The following is a 22,543-nucleotide window of genomic DNA, read 5'->3' on the forward strand; positions in this document are numbered from 1 at the left end:
AAAGTATAAATAAATATATCTGGATAATTTAATTTTTAATTATTAATTGCCAGCATCATCAGGTAATCAATCACCAGAGATGAATAATCAATAACTGACACCAGTTATATTTATTGCAGAAAAAAAATTTCCTAATTTGTTACTGGGTATTGTATTGAGAATTACTTTTCTCCCCTTGCCCTCCCCTGCTTCCCCTGCTTTCTTCTCTCCAATCTCAAGAAATATAGGCAATAGTCACCCCACTCCCACCATCAGCTTGTTCTGCTGTTTCAAAGCGGCTGACTCTGGAATGATGTTGTAAAAAGGCTTGAACACCTTGACGCAATTTGCCAGTGCCGTAACCGTGAATAATCCAGATTTGACCATGAGCTTCAGAAATGGCTTTATCTAGAATGTATTCGGCATCAGCTACCCGTTTACCGCGTAAATCGACGGTATTTTGGGAAGTCCGAATGACTGGGGCTGTTGGGGGTGGTGGTGTGACTGTGGCTGGGCTAGGTTTTGGTTTAGTGACTGGTTCGGGTTTTTGACCGTCAAGAGATTCGATATCTTCTAGCTTGACACTCATCTTCATAATCCCAAAGCGGACGCTGAACTCGCCATCTTCATCGGGGGCGGTTAAAACTTCTGCTGTTTGTCCAAACTGGGACAGCCGAATGCGATCACCTACTTTGGGCATGAAGCCAATTTTTTGTTTAGGCGGTGGTGCTGGCTGATATTTTTGGGTAATTTGATTTAAAGTATTGGTTGCTTGTTGGGCATCTTGGGCTGTGGGTGTACCCTGTTGCAAGCGGCGAATTACTTTAGCAATTTCGCCTTTAGCTTGAGTAATTGCTTGCTGGACTGCCATTTCCTGAGAAGCCTTTAAAGACTGTTCCCTTTCCTCTAACGCCGAGGCTTTGGCTGAGACCTCTTTATATAAACGTTCCGCTTGTTGTAATAATTTTTGTGCTTCTGCCGCTTTGGTTTCCTGGCTACGGCGTTGGGCTTCTAAACCAGCAATTACCTGATTTACCTCGTCTGTAGCCTCTCCCACTTGGGTTTTTGCCTGTTCTACAACTTCCGGTTTCAACCCCAAACGTAGGGCGATCGCTAAAGCATTAGAACGCCCAGGAATCCCCCAAAGTAGACGGTAGGTGGGCGATAAGGTCGCCTCATCAAACTCTACCGAAGCGTTTTCAAATCGCGCATCTTCATATTTAAGGGCTTTTAATTCCCCAAAGTGAGTTGTGGCGATCGTTAGCTGGGAATGATCAGCCAAATATTGTAAAAGGGCGATCGCTAAAGCACTCCCTTCCACTGGATCTGTACCCGCGCCAACTTCATCAAGTAATACCAGGGATTGAGCATAGTCTATTGCTTCTTCTCCTTCTCCTTCTTCTTCCCTGTCACCTGTCACCTGTCCCCTGTCACCTGTCCCTAACGCATTCAAAATTCTACTAATGCGACGAATGTGACCAGAGAAAGTAGATAAACTTTGCTGTAGGGATTGTTCATCACCAATATCAGCCAATACTTGGTCAAACCAGGGCATTTCTACTGGTTCACGGGCTGGCACAAATAAACCCACTTTGGCCATCAATGCTGCCAATCCTAGGGTCTTTAGCGTGACAGTTTTACCGCCAGTGTTAGGCCCAGTAATTGTCACTACTTTAATATTTGGGCTGATTAACAAATCAACAGGAATCACAGCATGACCTTGTTCGTGTTGCTGTTGCCATACCAATAAGGGATGGCGTAGCTGCCGTAATGTGATGATTTCCTGTTCTGCGCGGTCTATAAATCTAGGAGGATTAGCTTGCAGCCATAAACTATATCTGGCTCTAGCAGTTGCCAAATCCAATGTTGTGACAATTGCCAATAACCTTTCTAAATCAGGCTTAACGGCTGCTACTTGCTCCGTTAAAGCGCGGCGAACTGCTTCTTCCTCTACTTGCTCTCTTCTAATTGTCTGCCGCAATTGGTTGCCTATTGGCACGATCGAATTCGGCTCTATATAAAGGGTTGCGCCACTAGTTGAGGTGTCATGGACAATACCGGGAATAGCATCCTTTTGCGGTGCTTTTACCGGAATGACAAAGCGATCGCCTCGTTGAGTAATAATTTGTTCTTGGACTGCACCTGATTTCGCCTGTAAGATATTGTGCAGTTTTTGGGTAATTTGACTGCGTAATTTTCGCAGTTCGATGCGAATTTCTCCTAGTTTTTGGCTAGCGCGGTCAGTTACTTGTCCCCGTTCATCAATACATCGGTGAATCTCTTGCTCTAATTCGGGATAAGTCCTTAAATCAGCAACCAATTCATTTAGTATCAGTAAATCTTCCTGGTTATCAATAATACGCCGTAAATTTCTCGCCCCTGCTAAAGTAGTAGCGATCGCCAATAATTCATCCCCTGCCAAAATTCCTTGGAGTTCTGCCCGTTCTAGGGAGTCTCCAATATCTTGCACTCCGTCAAAAGATAATCCAGCAGTCAGGCGAGTTTCCAGTTGATAGACTTCTTTGGTTTGTGCTAACAACTGCTCACTTCCTGCTTGAGATGTAGGAATTTGCAGACGCAGGGATGCGATCGCCCCTAATTTAGTGGCGGCAAACGTGGAAAGGTGCTGGCATAAGCGATGCCATTCTAGTAATTCTAAGGTTTCAGATTGGATCAAGGCTGCAATATCAAATCTGACAAGTATCGTATCAATTCTAGCTCCCAGAAGGCTTAACCGTGACATCCTTCATACACTGATTTGGATTACCCATTGAGCCTGGGGGACTTAAACAAAAATATATTTCCTTTAGACTCTTTTTCAACCCCAATTTCCAATTCCCAGCCTCTAGTTATTTAATTTTGACTCTTGACTTTTGATTTTTGACTTGATTAGTCCCCAATCCCCAGTCAAAAAAACGCTGCAATTTAGCTCACAATTTGATACCCTAGCTAGAACAGAATTAAGAAAAGTTAACAGCGTGGAAATTCAACTTGGGCGGGGAAAGACAGCTCGCAGAGCCTATGGCATTGATGAAATTGCTCTAGCCCCCGGTAACAGAACACTCGATCCGAGTTTAGCCGATACTCGCTGGAAAATCGGTAATATTGAGCGAGAAATCCCCATCATTGCCAGTGCAATGGATGGTGTTGTCGATGTGGGGATGGCTGTAAAGTTGTCACAACTAGGCGCGTTGGGTGTTCTCAACCTAGAGGGTATCCAAACTCGCTATCTTGACCCGAATCCAATTTTGGATCGGATTGCATCGGTAGGGAAAGATGAATTTGTCTCTTTGATGCAGGAACTTTATGCCGAACCAATTAAACCAGAATTAATTGAAAAACGTATTCAGGAAATTAAACAACAAGGTGGTATCGCCGCCGTTAGTGCTACTCCAGTAGGTGCTAGCAAATATGGTGAAGTGGTAGCAAAAGCTGGAGCAGATTTATTTTTTATCCAAGCTACAGTGGTTTCTACTGCCCACCTATCCCCAGACACCATTACACCCCTTGATTTAGCAGAATTTTGTCGTTCTATGCCCATCCCCGTGATTTTGGGCAACTGCGTGACTTATGAAGTCACTTTGAACTTATTAAAAGCTGGGGCTGCTGCCGTATTAGTAGGGATTGGCCCTGGTGCAGCTTGTACCTCTCGTGGTGTATTGGGTGTGGGTGTACCCCAAGCTACTGCGATCGCTGATTGCGCCGCCGCCCGTGATGAATACTTCCAAGAAACTGGTAATTATATCCCCATCATTGCTGATGGTGGTTTAATCACCGGTGGCGACATTTGTAAATGTATTGCCTGTGGTGCAGATGGTGTGATGATCGGTTCTCCCTTTGCAAGAGCCGCAGAAGCCCCAGGAAGGGGCTATCACTGGGGTATGGCGACTCCAAGCCCAATATTGCCCCGTGGGACGCGAATTCGCGTTGGTACGACTGGCTCTTTAGAGCAAATTCTCATCGGCCCCGCAGGATTAGATGATGGCACTCATAACCTTTTGGGTGCTTTAAAAACTAGCATGGGGACTTTAGGAGCAAAAAATCTCAAAGAAATGCAGCAAGTTGAAGTCGTTATTGCTCCTTCTTTGTTAACTGAAGGTAAGGTTTACCAAAAAGCTCAACAGTTAGGTATGGGTAAATAAAGTGCATAGGGGATAGAGAATAGCTTGAAAAGGCTAAGTTTTTAATAGAGTAATGAGTGACAGTTATAAAATCACAGAAAAAATCATTATTTCTTAAACTCCTATACTCCTATACCCCTACACACCTACACCCTCAACCATTGAACTAGAGAATAGGGAATAGAAAAATATCTTCTCATTCCCAATACCTAATAAATACCTAATCCTTAATAGATAAATACTTTGAATCCTCAAGAAATTTTTTCCAGAGTTTTAAACATTCACTGGAAAAATCACATCTGTCGCCTACAATAGAGATAGCGGAGACGCATGTTTCCGTTCACTCCTCACACCACACTCCGCCCGGACTACTGTTCGGGCGGTTCCTTTTGTCTTTACGTTTGTGAATAAATTCTGGAGTTCTTTGCAAATATACATCCTTCTATTTCTGTCCGATGTTTTTGCTATGGTAGAATTTTCACGAAAGTCAGAAATATAATTGGCAAAGGTTTTTAGGCATGTCAGCAGCCGCACAAGTTACAGATTCTACTTTTAAGCAAGAGGTACTCGACAGCGATGTACCTGTTTTAGTTGATTTTTGGGCCCCTTGGTGTGGGCCTTGCAGAATGGTAGCACCTGTCGTTGAGGAAATTGCATCTCAGTACGAAGGTCAACTAAAAGTCGTGAAAGTCAACACGGATGAAAATCCCCAAGTTGCCAGTCAGTACGGTATCCGCAGCATCCCCACCCTGATGATCTTTAAAGATGGGCAAAAGGTTGACATGGTAGTTGGTGCAGTACCCAAAACTACATTAGCTAACACTTTGGAAAAGTATCTTTGAAACTCAATCAGTAATCAATGTCTGTTGAGTAGTCGATTAGTGATTAAATTTGAGTCAATATTTGTCAGTAAGTTTGTGAGGTGATCAATTTCGCGCCTCACAAACATTTTATTGATACAGCAGTCAAAATCCCACTAACAAATTGTGGGGAATAGAAACTGGGGACTGGTGACAAGAAAGCAGGGGAAGTAGGGGAAGATAGGGAAGAAAAAACCCAATGCCCAATTTCCAATGCCCAATTCCCAATTCCCAATTCCTAATGGCTTGCAGCAAGGCAAAAATTAAAGATTGATATATTACACACCAAAATTAGGTAAAATGTAATGCCATTGTGTTGGCAGTTCTCATGACTTCATCTGCGTCGTTTGACACATTCGAGTCTCTCCAAGCGGATATCGCTGGATTAATTGATCGCTTACCGACTTTAAAGCATCAGCAACTCATTCAGCAGGCTTTAGCTACCATCATTCGCCTAGCTGATAGTGATATTGATCGCCTCGATTGGAAGATACTATCTGCTTCTCTAGCAGATATGGAGCGAGGCTTTGAGCTATTTTATGATTATCGACACGTCCGCAAAGTGACTATTTTTGGGTCGGCTCGTCTCTCTTCAGCAACCCCAGAATACCAAATGGCTTTACAATTTGGGCGTGCTGTCACCAAATTGGGCTTTATGGTCATGACTGGTGGCGGCGGTGGAATTATGGAGGCTGGTCATGAAGGTGCGGGACGAGAAAATTCTTTTGGCTTAAATATTCAGTTACCTTTTGAACAGGAAGCTAACCCAATTATTGAGGGCGATCCTAAACTGATTCATTTTAAATATTTCTTTACCCGCAAATTATTTCTTCTCAAAGAAAGTGATGCTGTCGCCTTATTCCCTGGTGGCTTTGGTACTCAAGATGAAGCTTTTGAGTGTATGACGTTGAGCCAGACAGGTAAATTTGGCCCTGTACCCGTGGTTTTAATCGACCACCCCGGCGGTGATTATTGGCAATCTTGGAGTCAATACATTAATGAGCATTTGGTAAAAGAAGGTCTGGTCAGTCCTGAAGATCCCAATCTTTACACTGTCACCGATAACTTGGAAGTAGCTTGTGATGCTATTACCCGTTTTTACCAGGTTTATCACTCTAGTCGCTATGTAGGTGATCAGTTGGTAATTCGCTTAATGCAAGAATTATCAGATGCAGAAGTGGAATATCTCAATGATCAATTTAGCGACATTATTGTCAAAGGGCGAATTGAAAAAAGTCCGACGTTACCACAAGAAAACCAGGACGAAACTTTTGACCTACCACGGATAGTTTTATACTTTAATCAACGAGATTTAGGACGCTTATATCAAATGATTGCGGCAATCAACCAGATGGGAATGTCTTCTGTAAAAGAGCAATTACATCCAGAAAAAAAATAGAGATTTGGTATTGATTTTTGATTATTGCTGTACTTCAGAACCCCGGTTTTTTAAAGAAACTGGGGTTCTTGGCTCTCACTCACCAATTTATTGATATTGAAGAATTTGGTAAATGTAGATAACTTAGTGAATATATCTGCGATCGCTCTTAATAAATGCTCAACTTTGAGAAATTGTCAAAATAGATACAAAAACCATGTAATTTAATCTACCCAGAGAGGGAAAAAACACCAATTATTACGGCTTAATACTGATTTACACCAAAAATCTCGTATAGTAGCACAGTAAATCAAATTGTTGTGTTCTGTTACATCCTAAGAGGATTAAATCATGCTGGAATTGTTGGGTTCAGGTTTGGTATCCCTCTGGCTGGAAATGGCTGGAGTTCAAATCAAGCCGTCAGATGCCTTAGATGCACTAACTTGGCAAAGTAGTCCTGGCTTAGTGATTGCACCCGATCCCAATCCAGCAGGGGCTAATACCGTTAAACAATATCTCCAAGGGCTATTAACATCTAAGTTAATTGCGCAGGATCTCACTCAAAGTCAGGGAATTTGGATGCAGTCGGGGCCTGTGCTGATGGCTGATCATCAAGGTACAACACCTTTACCTGCGGCTTCTCTCACCAAGATTGCGACTTCGTTAGTGGCTTTGAAAACTTTGGGTTCTAACCACCAATTCGATACCATGATCAGTGCTACAGGGCCAGTAGTAAAAGGTGTTTTACAAGGAGATTTAGTCATTACTGGTGGTGGCGACCCGATGTTTGTTTGGGAGGAAGCGATCGCTTTGGGTAATACTCTCAACAAAATGGGGATCAAGCAAGTCAAGGGAAATTTAGTGATTACTGGCAATTTCGCCATGAATTTTCAACGACATCCCCTGTTAGCTGGACAAATGCTCAAGCAATCTCTCAATTCCAAAACTTGGACTCGTCCGGCAATTTATATCCACTCCATCATGCCCAAGGGTACACCCAAACCCCAGCTTGTGATTGCAGGTCAAGTCAAATTTACACCACAGTCCAACCCCCAACAGACTTTACTAGTGCGTCACCGTTCTCTACCTCTGAAGCAATTAATCAAGGAGATGAACGTTTACAGCAACAACGAAATGGCTCATATGCTGGCAGACTCAGTAGGCGGTCATCAAGTAGTGCAGGTAAAAGCTGCAAAAATGGCTAATGTACCAGAGGCAGAAATTCAGTTAATTAATGGTTCAGGACTGGGGCAAGAAAATCGCATTTCTCCTAGGGCTGCTTGTGCAATGTTGATGGCAATTCAACAGGAAGCTGCTGCTGATCAACTCAATTTGGCTGATTTGTTTCCCACTTCTGGATTTGACCACAGAGGTACGATGCAGCATCGGCATTTACCGGCTGCAACTGTGATGAAAACTGGGACTTTGCGAGATGTCAGTGCTTTAGCTGGGGTTGTACCAACACGCGATCGCGGTTTAGTTTGGTTTGCCATCATTAACCGTGGCCCACAAATCACAGCTTTCCGCCAACAACAAGACAAACTTTTGCAAAGTCTAGTACAGCAGTTACAAATCCCTCCTCACGTTCCTAATGCCCTCACGCCTCATACTGCTAAATCTTTACCAGAACTGGGTAATACTAACCGGAATGAGATTGTCTTTAAAAGCTAGGAAGAAGGGGCGGGGGAGATAAGGGAGGCAAGGTAGAGTTTACCCAGTTCTTAATCCCTCACATTGGGAATAATCTCTGTCACAACTCTATTCCCAGAACCGCCCCCTTTAACTACAATATTTTCGGTTTGCAGATTACCGACAGCAGTTTCACCCTTGAAATTTACGGGGGGATCAACTTGTTGATAAGCTACATTTCCTTGGGCTTCTAGTAATTTTTTGTCTAGATACCAAGTCATTTTTTGAGCATTGAGAGTCTGACGACGCTGCCCAATAGCGTTGACTTTACCTATTAAATAAACTATTTTTTGGGCGATTTTCATTTCACCTTGGTTAGCAGTTACAGTTACGTTTTCTGCTTTATGAAACACACGTACAGGTGAATTTGTGGTGACGGTTTCCCCGTTCATGTTCCAAGTCAATGACTTACTAGTGATTTGAACTAGGGGATTTAATGACTCTACTTGAGCATTGTTTGCTAGTGTAGCAATCTTAGTTTTCAAGTTGACTTCGGCCGAATTACCCTTACCGCGATCGCTAATTTGATTATTTTTGTAACGGTCAATCTGAATCAGGCGATCGCTGACTAATGTTTCTGCTTTAATCTGCCAAATTAAATGCTCGGTTCGCATTTTTATCTGGGGGTCGGCAGAAGTTGCTACTACACCACCCGAAAATTCCATGCGTTGTTCACGGGTTTTTACTCTTGCTTCCTGCGCTACAGCCTGGAGTTGTTTATGACTACCATTAATTTGGTTACGGACAATTAATAAATCTTCTTGAGGTCGCCATTCCAATTCATTTCCTCGCAAAATAATCCCATTTGCCGGGTCTGTAGCTACTATTTTTCCTTTAAGAAATAGTTGTTTACCATCCTGTTCAATATCTGCTTTTTCGGCTTTAACTTGGTAAACTACTTTGCCATCTTGATAAAGTTCCCCATAAGGGCTTTGAGCTTCACCAATTTGTTTTTCTTTGGTGTATTCTGCTTGTTTTGCTTTGACTCTCCAGACTGGTCTTCCTACTTCATCTGCTTGTTCGAGGGTGACATCAAAGAAAGTCAAATTGCTATCTTGTCTAGATGAATCAGAATTATTTGCTTGGTTGTTTATGGGGGATTTAAACCCACAAGCTACTAAACCAAGCATTAGGCAAATAGTTAAAGGTAGATAATACCAATTACTTTTAAGTAAAGAAAATGGGGAAAAAGTTGTTTTTCTTCCCCCCTCCTGATTTAAATTTGTGCTTATTTCCAAATTATCTTGTTTATACTGCATTAATCCTGAATTTCTAGGTGTCCATCGCTGGTATCATCTAAAAATCCCATGCCAGATAAAGGTCGATAGGGATAGCTTTGGCGTGGGGTTTTTTGAATGTCTTCTTTGATAGCCTCTAAGTCAATATAGCGATCGCTAACATTAATTAAGCTATCACTAGTCATAGAACGCAAACTTACCACCTCTACCCGGACACCACGATAGCTGACGGAATTGACTGCATAAGCTAGATCCCCATCACCACTAACTAACACTGCGGTGTCATAAGAATCCACTAAAGCCATCATATCTACAGCGATTTCTACGTCTAGGTTAGCTTTTTTAGAACCATCTGGTAGCTGTACTAAATCTTTAGCAATGACTCGATAACCATTCCGCCGCATCCACAACAAAAACCCCTGTTGTTTCTCATTGGTGCGATCTACACCAGTGTAGAAAAAAGCGCGTAACAACCGAGAACCACCTGTTAAGCGACACAGTAGTTTCGTGTAATCAATTTCAATGCCTAATTGCAAAGCTGCGTAAAATAGGTTTGAGCCGTCAATAAATATAGCAACACGTCCTCGATTTTCTAAAACCTGCTCAGGCGTAAATATCGAGTCATTTTCCAAGTTATTCAACATTATTGTCATACCTCATTTTTATTTTTGATATTTTTGATAGAATTTTTCAAGTTGAGAATACTATCGGCTTATGATAACGTTCCGGGGCTAATAATTAAGTTTCGCCCCGTTATTTTTTCTGAAAAAAATAAAAAATGGAACTAGAACAGGATTAATCAAAGAGTAAAAGGACTAATCGTTTTTTGGTAGTTCTATGCGTTTAAAAATGGGTTGGGGTTTCCCCAAGTTTTGTTGATTAGATAGTAATCCCCATTTTGAATGGGTATCAAAACTTGCTGTTTGCTCATTAAAATCAATTCCAAAGCCCAGCTGCTGATAGATATCGCTACTGATATTCGGAATCACTGGGGAAAGCAGATAAGCTGCTAGTCTAACAGATTCTAAAACTGTGTAAAGTACAGTCTCTACTTCCTGTTGTTGCCCTTGTTTATATAGTGTCCAAGGTGCTTGATCATCGATATACTTGTTGCTGGCTTGCACCAGTGAAAGCACATTTTCGCAAGCTTGGTTGAACGCTAGTGATTCGTAGGCTTGTTTAACTTTTTCCCCTAAATGTAAACCGATGGCTTTCAAAGGATTTTCCGCAGGAACAGCTTCATTGTTAACTGACAGTGCATTTTCAGGACAGTATTTCTTCACCATGTTTAGGGTGCGATTGAGCAAATTACCTAAATCATTTGCCAAATCTGCATTCAAAACATTAATGAATCTAATTTCATTAAAGTCGCCATCTTTGCCAAATTCGATTTCCTTAAGGAAGTAATAACGAACGGCATCACTACCATAGCGTTGAACTAGTGCTATAGGATCAAGGGTATTACCCAGACTTTTACCCATTTTTTGTCCATCTTTGGTTAAAAACCCATGCCCAAATACCTTTTCTGGTAGAGGTAAATTGGCTGACATCAACATCGCCGGCCAATAAACAGCATGGAAGCGCAGGATATCTTTACCAATCAAGTGCAGGTTAATTGGCCACCATTTGGCTAGGGCGTTTTCTAAGGTGGGGGTGGTATCAGCATCTAACAAGGCTGTGACATAACCCAGCAGGGCATCAAACCACACATATAAGGTATGGTTGGGATCAGCCGGTACAGGGAAACCCCAATCTACATTTACCCGTGAAATGGAAAAGTCTTGTAACCCTTGGCTGACAAAGTTTAAAACTTCATTGCGACGACTTTGTGGTTGAATAAAGTCTGGGTGAGACTGGTAAAATTCCTCTAATTGAGTTTGATACTTAGATAAACGGAAGAAATAATTCTGTTCGTCTCGCCACTCAACTTCTTTGTTGGTATGAATAGGGCAGAAATTGCCTTCTAATAAGTCCCTCTCTTCTTTAAACTCTTCACAGGATACGCAATACCAGCCTTTTTGTTGACCTTGGTAAATGTCCCCACCTTCCCAGACTCGTTGGAAGAATTCTTTAACAATGGCTTCGTGGCGCGGTGAGGTAGTGCGAATAAAGCGATCGCACTTAATGTTGAGCAACTCCCACAAGGACGCAAAACTAGCCGATATTTGATCGCAAAACTCTTGTGGTGCTTTGCCTAAACTCTCTGCCGATCGCTGAATTTTTTGTCCGTGTTCATCTGTACCTGTAATTAATAATACTTGCTTTCCTCGCAACCTATAAAACCGCGCCAGTGTATCTGCCGCCATTGTTGTATAAGCACTACCTAGGTGTGGTACATCGTTTACATAATATAACGGGGTTGTTAGTGCAAATGTCTTTTCTGTTTTATCCACTATATTCATGCAAAATAAAAATCAAATTATTAAAACGTTTATTTTTTAATTTTCAGAGCAAAACCAAGCAATTATATAACATTCTTGTTCTTTTTTTCAACAATAACTTTATATTAGCAAATTTACGACATTAAGCATGATTTTGTTATTTATATAAATCTCGCTAATTTTCATAAAAAAGACGGAAATTAACTATTAAAAATTCAGTTAAATGTTCTTTATCACATCTATAGTTATAGGTAATGTAAACCCCCAAATAATTGATATTTGCTAGCTTCTGCTCATAAAACATTTCTACCTTAAGACAGTCATGGGATTAGTAAAGAAATGTAAAAATTAAGTCAAGATAAACTGCGATATTTTTCGCAAAGTATATAGATTAGCTATGAGTCTCAATAGACCTCTAGACATTTCTCAATCATTCTTAGCTACACTCTCAACAAATATGTTTCGTTATTACGAGGATCGCATTCCCCAAGATGCTAGTTTGTTAGTAGTGAGCAATCATCGCAGTTTTATGGATGCCCTGATATTAATGGCAGCTTTAGAAAATCCGATTCGCTTTGCTTGCCATCACTACATGGGACAAGTACCGATTTTGCGAGAGATTGTCACAGGACAATTAGGTTGTTTTCCTCTAGAAGAAAACCAGCAGCGTCAGCAAAGCTTTTTTGTGCAGTCCCAGCAGTTATTACGAAGAAAACAGATGGTGGGAGTGTTTCCTGAAGGTGCTAATCCCATGGTGAAATACACCGAACCAAATCAAGTGGGTGAATTTCGTCGTGGGTTTGCTCATCTGGCGTTACGTTCTGATGTGTCAGATTTAGGTGTGTTACCAGTGGCGATCGCCTCTTTAGAAGAGGTGAATACAGCCGCTTTTCCCTTGCGGTTGTTAAGTTTATTTGACCCTTCCGAACCTTTATTTAATCAGTCTGGTTGGCATCCTCTGGTAATTTATCGTCGCGTGGCTGTGTTAATTGGTCGTCCCTATTGGATTACATCTCAACATCAACAGCAATATCACGGCAAACAGGCAAAAAATGTCGTAGCTGAACTAACCACGTACTGTCACCGTGAAATTGCTCACTTACTTATGCAAGGTTGCTATTAAAATTGTAAATGTTTTTTACTAAATGATGGCTCTCATTAAGCAGTATATATAAATTAAACATCATTGCTGAGATATGAAAACCCTGATGAATGCCAGGAGTCTGGAGTCTAAAATCTGGTGTTCATCATAGATGGAAGAGGATTGCTATATAAAGTTCTTATAGTAATCATCAGTAATTCTGACAAAAGTTGCATAACATACATTTAACTGTTCTTATATTTATACTAATTCAAAGCATTTTGGTATTACATTGCTAGATCCGTAAAAGCACACGACTGCTTTATTGATAATTTATATTATTGATTTAAACTACTATTAACCAGCAGATTCATGTATTTTTAAATTTAGGTTAAGTAATTATTAACGTATTTAAATAAATTTAAAGTATTTGTTACATTTGAAGCTATGATCTGAGGATAAATTTAACTTTGACGACTGCGCTTCAACCCTTTTATTGTCCTAGTTATGTAGAATTTTGGATTTTTCTGGGGTAAAGCTGAATAAAAACGATCACGTGACTAAAATTTTGCCACAATGCCAGAAGTTGAACTAAAGCCGTGTTTTCTCACACCTAGACAAGTTAAGCCAGAATACCCGCTATTTGTGTATTTGCCGGGAATGGATGGAACTGGTCAACTATTGCGATCGCAAACGGCAGGATTAGAAGTGGGCTTTGATGTCCGGTGTTTGGCAATACCCCGTCAAGACTTGACGACCTGGGAAGCACTCACCAGTAACGTATTAGACTTAATCCATGCGGAATTAGAGAAAAGTTCTCAGAGGTCAGTTTATTTATGTGGTGAGTCCTTTGGCGGTTGCTTGGCGATGAAAGTAGCCATCCAAGCCCCACAATTATTTAAACGCATAATTTTAATTAACCCAGCATCCGCCTTTGGACTGAGGCCGTGGTTAGATTGGTCATCTCAACTAATGCACTTAGTCCCAGGATGCTTTTACGATATCGGCGCACTGGGTTTGTTACCATTTTTAGCATCTTTACCCCGAATCTCGCGAAATGTCAGACATGAACTGCTAAAAACCATGCGTTCTGTACCACCAGAGACAGTGAATTGGCGAGTATCCATGTTGAGAGAATTTAGTATTGATGAAAATAAGTTGCGTTCTCTTCAACAAGCCGTTTTATTAATTGCCGGTGCTAGCGATCGCCTTTTACCTTCTGTTAGCGAAATCCAACGCCTAGCCAACATCATTCCTGATAGCAGAACTTTAGTCCTACCGGAAAGTGGACACGCCTGCTTATTAGAAGAAGGTGTAAATCTCTATGAAATTCTTCAGTCTCATAACTTTTTAGAGATCAAAAACCTGTCCGATAATACACAATTTCCTATGGAAATAGCAAAGGCGTACAAAATTTATCATCCAACCAATTAGCAAACTCACTTTAAAAATTTTCTGCCGTTTAAAAAATTACGAATTAAGTCTTAAAAACCTTATATTTTTCTGGGTACTGCCAAAAAAATCATGTTAGGCAAATCTAGAAAACCTTATAGGATAACAAGGGTTTCCAATTCACATCGGGCTGGAAACTGAATATAACATTTAGATAAAATTTTCAGATTTTCCGAAAACAGCATATTCAAAGAGGAAGATACATAGGGGAATCAGATGTATTCCTTCCGTAAAGATTAAGGAACTAATATGAAACTACAAAAAACCACAACAACAAGCAAACTAGAGCAAGCATCTATGCTGTTAAATAAAATCGATGACAGCAGCCTTCAAGAAGTTACTGGTGGTTTTGGATATACTAATCCAGATCCTAACAGACCAGAAAGTGAAAAACAGGGTACTCGCGCAGTCTAAATAGTTTTACCAATCATCTTTTGTTTGGTCAACGGTAAGTGAAACTCTAACACACGAGCAATAAAGTCTTATATCAAGATTTTTTGCTCGAACAACTACTTAACCCCGGGACGTAGAAAAGGATAAAATACCTTTCTTACGCCCTGTGGGGTTATATTTGCATCTTAAAAACTTTATGCTGATTGGAAGATGTCAAACAAGGTAATAGTTAATTACAACCGAAAAAGAGAAGTTGTAATCAGGCTAATACTTAACAATGTCAGACGAGATTCAATCTAGAAAAAACAATATCAATCAAACAGTTGATTCACCCACAAATCCAAAATCAGCAACAGATAAAAATCAAACATCCCTGATAGAGAATTTTGGCAGCACAGGCAAAATATTTCTAAATAAAGCAGTTGGAGTAGGAACAGCAACCGCAAAAAACACCCATAATTTATTTGCACAAGCAACTCAAATCACAGGCAAAGTCATCAATCATATTGAGCAAAATTGGCTGATTAGAAGAATATCAGGCTTTTTAAATCTCAATTGGCTGATTGGTGCTAGTGACAGTGTTGATTTAGAGAAAGCAGCAACTGCGGTCAAAAAAATCCAGCAGAGAAACCCCAAAGAATCCCCCAGGCAAATAGCCCACCGCATCATGATGGAAAAAGCCACGAAAGCCGGGGGAATTGGTTTAGCAAGTAGTATTTTGCCAGGAGTCGCCACCGCGCTGTTAGCAGTTGACTTGGCAGCGACAATGAAGTTGCAGACAGAAATGTTATATCAAATTGCTGCTGCCTATGGCTTAGATTTAAAAGACTCTAGCCGCAAAGGTGAACTGTTAACAATTTTTGGTTTAGGTTTAGGTGGAAATCGCCTCCTGAAAGCAGCCGGACTAGTTTTATTGCGAAACGTCCCTTTTGCTGGAGCAGCGATCGCAGCTAGTGCCAATGCCACCATGAGTTATTCTTTAGGATATGCCGCTTGTCGTTTTTACGAAGCCAAACTAGATGAATCAGTGTCATTAGAATCGCCGCAAACACTGGCAAACTTAAAAGCAGAAAGCGAAAAATACCTAGAAACTGCGATCGCTCAACAAGCAGTCATGGATAAAATATTAGTCCGCATGATTTTAGCCAGTCACCCCGAAAAAACTTGGCAAGAAATCTTACCCCAACTACAAGCCGCTAACCTCAGTCAGACTTCCATATCGGCCATTGAGAAAAACATCAAATCACCCCAACCCTTAGATCAGCTACTCAACCAACTAGATCGGGATTTTGCCATACCCTTACTAGTGCAGTGCCAAAGAATTGCCCAACTAGACAATCAGACTACACCAGTAGAGCAAGAAATTATGACTGCGATCGCTAAAAAATTTGATATTGATTAGTTATTCGATTTGCTCAGGATCAACACCGAGCGATAGTAAACGCTGTTTTAACTGCTCTACCTGCTGCTGTGCTTCTCGTAGTGCTTGCGCCTGTTCTGTCGGATTCAGCAGTTTTTCTCCCGTATCTTCCCGATAAAAACCGATCAATTCTCCTTCCACTTGCAACCGCAACCCCAAAGGTTCACTGCGATTGTCTGTAATCAATTCATATATATCTTGCCGTAACCGATAGCCTTGTAACTGTCCCCTCACCCATTCACCTTTGGGGTCAAATAGCCAGTATTCCTTGACTCCCAGTTGCTCGTACAAAGTCTTCTTAAATTCCAGATCCTGATTTTTCGTCCCGGCTGAAGTCATCTCAAAAATGACAGATGGAACTTCCCCTTCTTCCCAGACTTTGTAATTATCTCGACCACCAGGCGCGACATTAAAAATCACCATCACATCCGGTGCAACTTGCAACTTAGGAAAACCCTGAGCATAGTAGAGAAACTGATTAGCCAGGACTGTTGCTTGTTGTCCTTGTAAATACTGGCGCAAAACTTCTAGAGTTGCCAGCAAAACGCACAGGTGGGCATAACTTTCTGCCACAGGTTCACCGTCAGCACTGGGATAGAACACTTCTGCCCTTTGTTTAGGGGATAGAGCTTGAGTCACGTCGCTTTGCTCCGAATTCAAAATTCAAAATTCAAAATTCAAAATTTGCAGAAGGTCTGAGTATATTCTCAATTATATGCCCCACAGTCATCAGTTCCTTTTCCTTCACCAATCTCCAAGCCCTCACTCGAAAATTTTTGAGCAATACTTATACAAGAAGTAAGTTTACGTAAAATTCAAAAATGGCCATTCAACTAACTGACAAGCCCTTGCTAGAGTGGGCAGGAGATACCCTCGCGATCGCATTATTTGAAGAAGCAGTAGAGTTAACCGGGGAACTGGCAACATTAGATGAGAAGTTGTCCGGCATTTTAAAAGAAATAATTGCCGAAGAAGAATTTACAGGCAAAGCCAACAGCACCATTTTTAGCCGTGTTAGTGGTGCTAGCCCAGTTAAAAAAATTATTTTAGTGGGTTTAGGCAAAGCCGATAACCTCAAACTAGAAACTCTCAGACGTGCGGCTGCGGTGGTAGGAAAAGTTGCCAAAAAACAGAAAAGCAAAGTTTTGGGCTTTAGTTTCCCCTTGTGGAATAATGATCCAGCCGCCTCCTTACAAGCACTAGCCGAAGGTGTGCAACTAGGACTTTACCAAGATAATCGCTTTAAATCAGATCCAGAAGATAAAGGTTCACGAGTCGAAACCATCGAATTTCTAGGATTTGCTGGACAAGAAGCCGCAATTACCAAAGCCAACCAAATCGTTTCCGGGGTCATCTTGGCAAGGGAATTAGTAGCCGCCCCAGCCAACACAGTTACACCCATTACGATGGCAGAAATTGCCCAACAAATTGCCCAAGAACACGGGTTACAAATCGAAATTTTGGAACAAGCAGACTGTGAAAAACTAGGCATGGGTGCTTTTTTGGGAGTGGCGCAAGCTTCTGATTTACCGCCAAAATTTATTCACCTCACCTACAAACCAGAAGGTACGCCCAAGCGCAAACTAGGAATTGTGGGTAAAGGCTTAACCTTCGATTCCGGCGGACTCAACATTAAAGGTGCTGGTAGCGGGATCGAAACCATGAAAATCGATATGGGTGGTGCAGCAGCTACTTTAGGCGCAGCCAAAGCGATCGCTCAACTCAAACCAGACGCAGAAGTTCACTTTATCTCGGCTGTGACTGAAAACATGATTAGCGGTCACGCCATGCACCCAGGAGACATCCTTACAGCATCTAACGGCAAAACAATCGAAGTGAATAACACTGACGCTGAAGGACGTTTAACCCTGGCAGATGCTTTAGTTTTTACCGACAAATTAGGATTAGATGCGATCGTAGATTTAGCTACCCTCACAGGGGCTTGTGTCATTGCCTTAGGTGACGATATCGCCGGGCTATACACTCCAGATAATGGTTTAGCTAAACAGCTAGAGCAAGCTTCGGAAAGCTCAGGCGAAAAAATTTGGCGGATGCCAATGGAAGAAAAATATTTTGACGGGCTTAAATCTGGTATTGCGGATATGAAAAACACCGGGCCTCGTCCTGGTGGTTCAATCACCGCGTCCTTGTTCCTCAAACAATTTGTCAAAGATACCGCCTGGGCGCATCTAGATATTGCCGGGCCAGTGTGGGCAGATAAAGATAATGGCTATAACAACACTGGTGCAACTGGTTTCGGTGTAAGAATGCTGGTTAATTGGGTACTGGAGAACTAGGGAGTAGGGAGTAGGGAAGCAGGGGAAGCAGGGGAGATAAGAAATCATCTTTTGAATTTTTTCTGCCCCATTCCCCATGCCCCATTCCCCAATAATTCATGCTATCGTGGGCTTACTGTGATAAGCTGTTGCAAAAATTACAGCAGTAATTCGGCAGCGAGAAAGTTAAGTTTTTTCAGCAAAGCCATCTGGTAAAATTTGTAAGGTTTCTAGAAGCTCTGAGCAATGGGATCGACTGGCGTGCGGATAGCAATTGATGCAATGGGAGGGGATCATGCTCCCGGTGAAATCGTTACTGGCGCGGTGCGAGCCAGTGAAGAATTAGGCGTGAAAGTTTTATTAGTGGGTGATCCCCAAAAAATTAAAGCTGCCTTGCCTCCAAAAACCAATTTGGAAGGAGTGGAAATCATTCCGGCTGAGGATGCGATCGCAATGGATGAAGAGCCTTTAAATGCGGTCAGACGCAAACGCAAGGCTTCTATTAATGTGGCGATGGATTTGGTAAAGCAGCAAAAGGCAGACGCGGTATTCTCTGCTGGTCACTCTGGGGCAGCTATGGCCTCAGCCTTACTCCGTCTGGGAAGATTGCCAGGGGTTGACCGTCCAGCAATTGGTACAGTGTTTCCTACAATCAAAGCAGGTAAACCAGTCTTAATACTTGATGTCGGTGCAAACGTAGATTGCCGTCCCAAGTTTTTAGAACAGTTTGCCGTCATCGGTTCGATTTATAGCCAGTATGTTCTAGGTACGGATGAACCCAAAGTAGGTTTGTTGAATATTGGCGAAGAAGAGACTAAAGGCAATGAATTAGCCCTACGGACTCATGAACTGTTGCGGGAAAATCCTTACATTAGCTTTATTGGTAATGCTGAAGGACGAGATGTACTTTCTGGCGAATTTGATGTGATTGTCTGTGATGGCTTTGTCGGCAATATCTTACTCAAATTTGCTGAAGCGATCGGTGGGGTAATTTTGCAAATCTTACGGGAAGAATTACCCCAAGGATTACACGGTCAAATTGGGACAGCTATTTTAAGACCCAACCTCAAGCGCATTAAGCAGCGTATGGATCACGCCGAACATGGTGGTGCTTTGCTGTTAGGGGTATCAGGAGTTTGTTTAATCGGTCATGGTAGTTCTCAAGCCCCTTCAGTATTTAATGCTATTCGCATGGCTAAAGAAGCTGTAGACAATAAAGTAATGCAACAACTGCAATCCCAATATGAGATGCTACAGAGTGAGAGTAGTTAGCAATCAGCCACAAGACTAGCAATTACAGCTAGCAAGAAGTCATTGGTTAGCAGCATCAGACTAATGACTAATGACTGATGACTGATGACTAAAAGCTGATAGCTTGGGAGAATAGGAGTGCAAAACTTAGGTATAGCAATAATAGGAAGTGGTTCGGCAGTACCAGCAACTTCCCTTCACAATCAAGAACTCACCCAACTGGTGGAAACATCAGATGAGTGGATTACTACCAGAACAGGAATTCGGCAGCGACGGTTAGCAAATTCCACAGATTCCTTAAGTAGTCTGGCCACTGCTGCAAGCATTCAAGCGATCGCCTCAGCCGGAATTACACCAGGCGATTTAGATTTAATCTTGCTGGCAACTTCCACCCCAGATGACTTATTTGGTAGCGCGTGTAAAGTTCAAGCTGAGTTAGGTGCAACCCAAGCAGTAGCTTTTGACCTCACAGCAGCTTGCTCTGGCTTTGTATTCGGGCTAGTTACAGCCGCCCAATACATTAGAACAGGCGCATATCGAAATGTACTTTTAATTGGGGCAGATGTCCTCTCTCGTTGGGTAGATTGGCAAGACAGGCGCACTTGCGTATTGTTTGGTGATGGGGCTGGTGCAGTTGTATTGCAAGCCAATGATAGCGATCGCTTATTAGGATTTGCCCTCAAAAGTGATGGTACTCAAAACCACTACCTCAACTTAGCTTATCAAGGTACTCCCCAAGAAATCATTCCCGGCGTAAATGTTACTCAAGGCACTTATCAACCCATCACAATGAACGGCAAAGAAGTTTACCGCTTCGCCGCCCAAAAAGTGCCGGAAATCATTGATAAGGCATTATTTGCAGCTAATCTCACTGTTGACCAAATAGACTGGTTGTTACTGCATCAAGCCAATCAACGTATCCTTGATACCGTTGCCCAACGCCTCAATATTCCTGACCACAAAGTAATCAGCAATTTGGCTAATTACGGTAATACCTCCGCCGCCTCCATTCCCATAGCTTTAGATGAAGCAGTGCGGGAAGGCAAAATAAAAACCAATGACATCATAGCTGCATCCGGCTTTGGAGCAGGTTTAACCTGGGGTGCAGCGATTTTTCAATGGGGAAGATAAACAATTAAAAATTAGAAATTAAAAATTTAAAAATTGAATTCTTTATTTTTAATTTGCGTACCCCTCCAGAGTGAATCCTACGGATACGCTACGCGTAGCGTGTCGCAGACAAAAGTTCTGTAGGCGGGTTTCCCAATCTAGGAACGCCACTTGCTACAAGCCGGGAAACCCGGCCAACGCAGTGGCTCAAATTTTCAAGACGAATTTTGAATTTGAGTGAAGCGATTGATCAATGACTAAAACTGCATGGGTGTTTCCCGGACAAGGTTCTCAAACACTGGGAATGGGAACAGACTTATTAGATATACCAGAGGCCAAAGCCAAGTTTGACCAAGCTGAGGCCATCTTAGGCTGGTCTGTAACAGAAATCTGCCAAAACGAAGAAGAAAAGTTATCAAAGACACTCTACACTCAGCCCTGTCTTTATGTAGTAGAAAGTATCCTAGCTGACCTCATCCGGGAAAAAGGACACCAGCCAGATTTAGTTGCTGGTCACAGTTTGGGAGAATACATTGCCCTTTACGTTGCGGGTGTGTTTGAGTGGTCAGCAGGATTAGAGTTAGTCAAGCGACGCGCCGAACTCATGGATAGTGCCGCAGGCGGAATGATGGCGGCTTTGATGAACTTTGACCGTGAAAAACTAGAAAAAGTCCTGGCTGAAAATCCTGATGTAGTTTTAGCAAATGATAACAGTCCAGCACAGGTAGTCATCTCCGGCACTCCAGAGGCAGTACAAACAGTCATGTCTCAAGTTAAAGCTAAACGTGCCATTCCTCTGAAAGTTTCGGGAGCGTTCCACTCGCATCTGATGGCAAATGTGGCAGATGATTTTCAAAAAATTCTCGATACTGTAGAATTTCAATCAGCTAAAGTACCAGTATCATCGAACGTCCAGCCAGAACCCGCCGTTGATGCTGAAATTTTAAAGCAACGCCTCAGCCAACAAATGACAGGTTCAGTTCGCTGGCGAGAAATTGCTTTACAACTACCAGCTAATAGTATTGAAAAAGTAGTAGAAATCGGCCCTGGTAATGTGCTAACTGGTTTGATTAAACGCAGCACAACTGATTTAATCTTAGAAAACGTCCGTAACGCTGCTGAATTACCAAATTAGGGAATGGGGACTGGTGACTGGGGAAAAGAGCAAAGGGGAAAATAATTAATCTAATCCCTTTGCACCTTTACCTTTACCGTTTTCCCTCATAATCATCCCCAATCATCCCCAATCATCCCCAATCCCCAATCCCCTATGTCTCGAACTCGCGAACCGTTTATTAGTCTAGCTCTTTACCATGCTTTCAAGTGGTCGGTAGTCAGTCCGATGCTTCATGCTTACTTTCGGGGACGGATTTATGGTGTGGAAAATGTTCCTCAATCAGGCCCTGTGCTAGTTGTCAGTAATCATGCCAGTTACTTTGACCCGCCGATTGTCTCGAATTGTGTTGCGCGTCCAGTAGCATACATGGCTAAAGAAGAATTATTTGATGTCCCAGTTCTGGCACAAGCTATTAAATTGTATGGTGCTTACCCAGTAAGTCGGGGAAGTGCCGATCGCAATGCTATCCGCGCAGCTCTAGAGTATCTTAATAATGGCTGGGCTGTTGGCGTATTCTTAGAAGGAACGCGTACCCCCGATGGCCGTATTAGTGACCCAAAACGCGGTGCAGCACTGTTAGCTGCTAAGGCACAGGCCCCTATATTACCTGTATGTTTGTGGGGTTCGGAGAAAATTTTACAACCAGGCTCATCCTTACCGCGTGCAGTTCCCCTCACGGTAAGAATTGGTAATTTAATTGATACCCCCAGTTCTACCAATAAAGAAGAATTGGAACGTGTAACACAAAAATGTGCCGCCGTCATTAACCAAATGCACGATTTAGGGCGTTGAGTAAA

The 22,543-nt window shown here is 42.1% G+C and carries 17 protein-coding genes and 1 pseudogene; 13 read left to right on the plus strand and 5 right to left on the minus strand.

Features of this window, described 5'->3' with window-relative positions; translation table 11 throughout:
• Positions 1 to 214: 214 nt before the first annotated feature.
• Positions 215 to 2,656 carry an endonuclease MutS2 gene (locus VB693_RS01795; protein WP_323264822.1) on the minus strand — a complete coding sequence of 814 codons (2,442 nt, stop codon included), beginning with the start codon at positions 2,654 to 2,656 and terminating at the stop codon, positions 215 to 217.
• A 301-nt stretch (positions 2,657 to 2,957) separates the two neighbouring features.
• On the opposite strand from VB693_RS01795, the gene VB693_RS01800 reads away from it, so the two are divergent.
• The 4 genes and pseudogenes from VB693_RS01800 to VB693_RS01815 all read left to right on the plus strand — a co-directional run bounded on the left by VB693_RS01800 (position 2,958) and on the right by VB693_RS01815 (position 8,009).
• Positions 2,958 to 4,121, plus strand: coding sequence for a GuaB3 family IMP dehydrogenase-related protein (locus tag VB693_RS01800; RefSeq protein WP_323264801.1), 1,164 nt, complete (start codon positions 2,958 to 2,960; stop codon positions 4,119 to 4,121).
• Between the two features lie 473 nt (positions 4,122 to 4,594).
• A pseudogene (trxA, locus tag VB693_RS01805) lies at positions 4,595 to 4,942 on the plus strand (thioredoxin); the annotation flags it as partial.
• 346 nt (positions 4,943 to 5,288) lie between these two features.
• On the plus strand, positions 5,289 to 6,359 hold the full coding sequence (locus tag VB693_RS01810) for an LOG family protein (protein WP_323264802.1): 1,071 nt from the start codon (positions 5,289 to 5,291) through the stop codon (positions 6,357 to 6,359).
• Positions 6,360 to 6,689: 330 nt separating this feature from the next.
• The gene (locus VB693_RS01815) at positions 6,690 to 8,009 is read left to right on the plus strand and encodes a D-alanyl-D-alanine carboxypeptidase (protein ID WP_323264803.1); all 1,320 of its coding nucleotides are present in this window, start codon (positions 6,690 to 6,692) and stop codon (positions 8,007 to 8,009) included.
• Positions 8,010 to 8,059: 50 nt separating this feature from the next.
• Here VB693_RS01815 and lptC read toward each other — a convergent pair whose 3' ends face one another.
• The 3 genes from lptC to metG form a co-directional block, all read right to left on the minus strand.
• Positions 8,060 to 9,286 (minus strand): LPS export ABC transporter periplasmic protein LptC, encoded by a 1,227-nt coding sequence (gene lptC / locus VB693_RS01820; RefSeq protein WP_416233363.1) that lies wholly within the window; start codon positions 9,284 to 9,286, stop codon positions 8,060 to 8,062.
• On the minus strand, positions 9,286 to 9,909 hold the full coding sequence (locus tag VB693_RS01825; RefSeq protein ID WP_190696935.1) for an NYN domain-containing protein: 624 nt from the start codon (positions 9,907 to 9,909) through the stop codon (positions 9,286 to 9,288). The genes lptC and VB693_RS01825 overlap by 1 nt, the downstream gene beginning before the upstream one ends.
• Positions 9,910 to 10,080: 171 nt before the next feature.
• Positions 10,081 to 11,667, minus strand: a complete 1,587-nt coding sequence (gene metG, locus VB693_RS01830) for a methionine--tRNA ligase (protein WP_323264805.1) — start codon at positions 11,665 to 11,667, stop codon at positions 10,081 to 10,083.
• Positions 11,668 to 12,043: 376 nt separating this feature from the next.
• Between metG and VB693_RS01835 the strand changes: the two genes are divergently transcribed.
• The 4 genes from VB693_RS01835 to VB693_RS01850 all read left to right on the plus strand — a co-directional run bounded on the left by VB693_RS01835 (position 12,044) and on the right by VB693_RS01850 (position 15,974).
• The gene (locus VB693_RS01835) at positions 12,044 to 12,769 is read left to right on the plus strand and encodes a 1-acyl-sn-glycerol-3-phosphate acyltransferase (RefSeq protein ID WP_323264806.1); all 726 of its coding nucleotides are present in this window, start codon (positions 12,044 to 12,046) and stop codon (positions 12,767 to 12,769) included.
• 534 nt (positions 12,770 to 13,303) lie between these two features.
• A complete protein-coding gene (locus tag VB693_RS01840; RefSeq protein ID WP_323264807.1) occupies positions 13,304 to 14,161 on the plus strand; it encodes an alpha/beta hydrolase in 858 nt (285 codons plus the stop codon).
• A gap of 267 nt (positions 14,162 to 14,428) precedes the next feature.
• Positions 14,429 to 14,593, plus strand: a complete 165-nt coding sequence (locus VB693_RS01845) for a hypothetical protein (protein WP_323264808.1) — start codon at positions 14,429 to 14,431, stop codon at positions 14,591 to 14,593.
• A 256-nt stretch (positions 14,594 to 14,849) separates the two neighbouring features.
• A complete protein-coding gene (locus tag VB693_RS01850) occupies positions 14,850 to 15,974 on the plus strand; it encodes a hypothetical protein (protein ID WP_323264809.1) in 1,125 nt (374 codons plus the stop codon).
• On the opposite strand, the gene VB693_RS01855 is transcribed toward VB693_RS01850, so the two are convergent.
• A complete protein-coding gene (locus VB693_RS01855) occupies positions 15,975 to 16,631 on the minus strand; it encodes a Uma2 family endonuclease (RefSeq protein ID WP_323264810.1) in 657 nt (218 codons plus the stop codon).
• A gap of 182 nt (positions 16,632 to 16,813) precedes the next feature.
• Here VB693_RS01855 and VB693_RS01860 point away from each other — a divergent pair, with 182 nt between their 5' ends.
• The 5 genes from VB693_RS01860 to VB693_RS01880 all read left to right on the plus strand — a co-directional run bounded on the left by VB693_RS01860 (position 16,814) and on the right by VB693_RS01880 (position 22,538).
• Positions 16,814 to 18,289, plus strand: a complete 1,476-nt coding sequence (locus VB693_RS01860) for a leucyl aminopeptidase (RefSeq protein ID WP_323264811.1) — start codon at positions 16,814 to 16,816, stop codon at positions 18,287 to 18,289.
• Positions 18,290 to 18,514: 225 nt separating this feature from the next.
• Positions 18,515 to 19,540 carry a phosphate acyltransferase PlsX gene (gene plsX / locus VB693_RS01865; RefSeq protein WP_323264812.1) on the plus strand — a complete coding sequence of 342 codons (1,026 nt, stop codon included), beginning with the start codon at positions 18,515 to 18,517 and terminating at the stop codon, positions 19,538 to 19,540.
• 117 nt (positions 19,541 to 19,657) lie between these two features.
• Complete coding sequence (locus VB693_RS01870; RefSeq protein WP_323264813.1) at positions 19,658 to 20,650, plus strand: beta-ketoacyl-ACP synthase 3; 993 nt, start codon at positions 19,658 to 19,660, stop codon at positions 20,648 to 20,650.
• A 232-nt stretch (positions 20,651 to 20,882) separates the two neighbouring features.
• Entirely contained in the window at positions 20,883 to 21,764 is an 882-nt protein-coding gene (gene fabD, locus VB693_RS01875; protein WP_190696960.1) for an ACP S-malonyltransferase, read from the plus strand.
• Positions 21,765 to 21,899: 135 nt separating this feature from the next.
• Entirely contained in the window at positions 21,900 to 22,538 is a 639-nt protein-coding gene (locus VB693_RS01880; protein ID WP_323264814.1) for a lysophospholipid acyltransferase family protein, read from the plus strand.
• Positions 22,539 to 22,543: the final 5 nt, after the last annotated feature.

This window comes from Anabaena sp. UHCC 0399 (assembly GCF_034931465.1).
GTDB classification, from domain to species: domain Bacteria; phylum Cyanobacteriota; class Cyanobacteriia; order Cyanobacteriales; family Nostocaceae; genus Trichormus; species Trichormus minutissimus.

Excerpts from the sequence above, each read along its gene's own strand:
- VB693_RS01810 (WP_323264802.1), top strand. The coding sequence starts at position 5,289 with ATGACTTCATCTGCGTCGTTTGACACATTCGAGTCTCTCCAAGCGGAT.
- VB693_RS01860 (WP_323264811.1), top strand. The coding sequence starts at position 16,814 with ATGGCCATTCAACTAACTGACAAGCCCTTGCTAGAGTGGGCAGGAGAT.
- metG (WP_323264805.1), bottom strand. The coding sequence starts at position 11,667 with ATGAATATAGTGGATAAAACAGAAAAGACATTTGCACTAACAACCCCG.
- VB693_RS01845 (WP_323264808.1), top strand. The coding sequence starts at position 14,429 with ATGAAACTACAAAAAACCACAACAACAAGCAAACTAGAGCAAGCATCT.
- VB693_RS01835 (WP_323264806.1), top strand. The coding sequence starts at position 12,044 with ATGAGTCTCAATAGACCTCTAGACATTTCTCAATCATTCTTAGCTACA.
- VB693_RS01850 (WP_323264809.1), top strand. The coding sequence starts at position 14,850 with ATGTCAGACGAGATTCAATCTAGAAAAAACAATATCAATCAAACAGTT.
- plsX (WP_323264812.1), top strand. The coding sequence starts at position 18,515 with ATGGGATCGACTGGCGTGCGGATAGCAATTGATGCAATGGGAGGGGAT.
- fabD (WP_190696960.1), top strand. The coding sequence starts at position 20,883 with ATGACTAAAACTGCATGGGTGTTTCCCGGACAAGGTTCTCAAACACTG.
- VB693_RS01815 (WP_323264803.1), top strand. The coding sequence starts at position 6,690 with ATGCTGGAATTGTTGGGTTCAGGTTTGGTATCCCTCTGGCTGGAAATG.
- lptC (WP_416233363.1), bottom strand. The coding sequence starts at position 9,286 with ATGCAGTATAAACAAGATAATTTGGAAATAAGCACAAATTTAAATCAG.
- VB693_RS01840 (WP_323264807.1), top strand. The coding sequence starts at position 13,304 with ATGCCAGAAGTTGAACTAAAGCCGTGTTTTCTCACACCTAGACAAGTT.
- VB693_RS01880 (WP_323264814.1), top strand. The coding sequence starts at position 21,900 with ATGTCTCGAACTCGCGAACCGTTTATTAGTCTAGCTCTTTACCATGCT.
- VB693_RS01825 (WP_190696935.1), bottom strand. The coding sequence starts at position 9,909 with ATGTTGAATAACTTGGAAAATGACTCGATATTTACGCCTGAGCAGGTT.